Origin of the sequence: Frankia tisae (genome assembly GCF_025403405.1) — a bacterium.
GTDB classification, from domain to species: Bacteria; Actinomycetota; Actinomycetes; order Frankiales; family Frankiaceae; genus Frankia; species Frankia tisai.
Genome location: NZ_JANEZT010000577.1, coordinates 1 through 2427 on the forward strand (window position 1 = coordinate 1; position 2427 = coordinate 2427).

2 protein-coding genes are annotated in these 2427 nt (G+C 69.6%); both read right to left on the reverse strand.

What is annotated here, in order from left to right:
* Positions 1 to 109: 109 nt before the first annotated feature.
* On the reverse strand, positions 110 to 526 hold the full coding sequence (locus NBZ85_RS30045) for a hypothetical protein (protein WP_261563305.1): 417 nt from the start codon (positions 524 to 526) through the stop codon (positions 110 to 112).
* On the reverse strand, positions 523 to 2427 hold a 1905-nt coding region (locus NBZ85_RS30050), incomplete at its 5' end, for a hypothetical protein (RefSeq protein WP_261563307.1). The genes NBZ85_RS30045 and NBZ85_RS30050, both read right to left, overlap by 4 nt.

Here is a 2427-nt window from a genome sequence, read left to right on the forward strand (position 1 = left end):
GCACCAGAAGACATAGAGCGTTTCCGGCGATAACGAAAATCCCAAAACCGACAGACTGGTGATCGCCACTGACGGTGAGGCGCGATGTTGTCCAGCCGCGCGTCCCGGACTATCTGGGGCGGACTGGCAGCAAGAGGATCTCTTTGTGGTCAGTCTGGGTTCCGCGGAGGGCCTCGTTTTCGAGCGTGAGTGCTTGGACGTGCTGGGCAAGCGTGTGGACGGTCGCACGGAGATCTGCGATCTCTTGTCGCTCGCGGCTCCGCAGCTCGCGGACCTCGGTCTCCAGCTGGCGGATGCGTTCGCGCATTGTCGCTGGGACGTCGGCCTGTCCGGCTTGGGTGGAGGTGTGACCGCGGAAGCGGGCGAGGATCTCGGTGGCGCGGTTCGCGGTGGCCCGGGAGATGCTTGCTTCCCGGGCGAGGTTGGCGACGGTCAGCGCGCCGTCGGTGCGCTGCGGCTGGCCGTCGAGGAGGCGGCGCATGGCGTCTTCGAGCGCCGCCGCGGCCTGCGGGCTGACGGCGGTCATCCCGGGGGTGCCTCGAGCGGAGCGAGCATGCCCTGCGCCGTAGTGATCTGTTCGCGGAGTGCGGCGCGCTGGTGCGGGGACAGGCGTTGGATCGAGAGCAGCTCGCGGGCGTCCGCGATCACCCTGTTGATCGCGGGGGCGTGCTTGGCGGTGACGCAGGAGTTCGGGCACAGCGCCGGCTGGCAGTGGTTGAGGACGGGTTTGGCGGCTGGCGGCGCGTCGCCTGCGTTCGTGTGGCGGTGGTGGCGGGTGCAGAGGGCGGCGGCCGGGTCGAAGTAGCAGTCGTTGAGTACGCCAGGGTGGTAGGTGCGGGCCGCATTGGCCATCATCGCCCGCAGCCTGCTGGTGTCGACGATCTGGCCGGGGAAGTCGCCGAGTTCGTCGCGGATGTGGGTGAACTTTTCGGCCAGCCGCGCCGGGGTCTGCACGCCGGCTTTGAAGTCTTCATAGCGGTCCAGGAAGGATTCCAGCCGGTCGAGTTCGCGTTCGGCCTCGATCTCGGCCGGGAACCCCGAGGCGGAGGTCCCGGCGTATCCCTCGAACATCGCGACTCGGGCGTGCTTGTATTGGATCTTGCCGGCGACGACGCCGAACGGCTGGTGGGCGATGTGCCAGGCCACGCTCCTACGAAACTGCCGGGTCGTGAACCGCCACGGGTGCCCGTCGACCTCAGGGACGGCGTCGTGCGGCCGTGTCCGGTTGAGGTGGTCGCGGAGCTCGTTGAGCCGCGGGTTGATATCGCCGCCCAGCAGTGCCCAGCGCTGGCGGTGGGACACGCGGCTGAACAGGAGCTCGTCATCGACGAGGCGTTCCAGGACGTCGACGGCTTCGGCGACCGGTTCGATCACCACCCAGGTGTCGGGCTCGCCGGTGGGGCCGCGCCCCTTGAACACGGTGCCACGTATCTTGTGCCGGCTTAGCAGCCCGTCGGCGGTGGGCTCGCGGAAGTAGCAGCCGCGGGTGAGCGACTGGACTTCGCTGTCCCGCATGCCCGAAAGGTAGGCGATGATCACATAGCAGGCGGTCATCAGAAAGCGGCGTTCGTTGGTGACGGCCTTGGGGTGGAAGCGTGCCCGCCACGGCTCGCCGGTGGCCGGGTCGGCGCTGACCGGGGTGTCCATCCCACCCGGTTCCACCCCGATCTCGGCCACCGCAGCCTCGATGCGGCGGCGGACCTCGCCGGGCGACAGTGATACCCGGTTGGTGCGCAGCAGCGTCGCGAGGAGGTGCACGTTGATGCCGAGTTCATGGGCGCCGAGCGCCGCCGCGGGGAGGCACCAGTCTGGGGTGGCCGGCATCCCGCGGCCTTCGCGGCGGCGCTGCTCGACGAACCGGTCCAGCCTGGACAGCGTTTCCGGGATGAACCGGTAGGCGGTTTCCTGCTCAAGGCGGGCAAGCTCGTCGGCGGCGGCGAGGATGTCGGTGGCGGCGGTCTGGACGTAGAACAGGGCGCCGCGCAGATAGGGGCCCATGACCTGCGAGGGGATGCGTGGAGTGCGGTTTTCCGCCTCGGCGCGGCGTCCGGCGATCTGCTGGGCGGGGCGGCCCCGCCAGGGGAGGTGGGTGAGCCGGTCGTGCGTGAGCTGCTCGCCCACGCGGTGCAGCAGGGTCAGCGCCCAGGCGTGCCGGGCGCGTTCCTGAGCCTGCCACCGTGCACTACCCCGGCAGGTGGCCAGGAAGCCGTCGAAGACGGCGTCGTCGCCGATCTCGGCGAGGCGTAGGCCGGGGTGGTATTCGGTGAGGTGGGCGAAGAAGGCGCGCAGTACTCTGACTTCCCGGACGACGGTCGGCGGCGCGGGTAGGCCCTTGCAGCCTTCGATGCGGCGGGTCAGCCGGGCGTAGGCGTACTCCTTGGCGGTGAGCCGCCAGGCGAGGTCGCCGATGGCGTCGAACCTGGCTGT

Excerpts from the sequence above, each read along its gene's own strand:
- NBZ85_RS30045 (WP_261563305.1), bottom strand. The coding sequence starts at position 526 with ATGACCGCCGTCAGCCCGCAGGCCGCGGCGGCGCTCGAAGACGCCATG.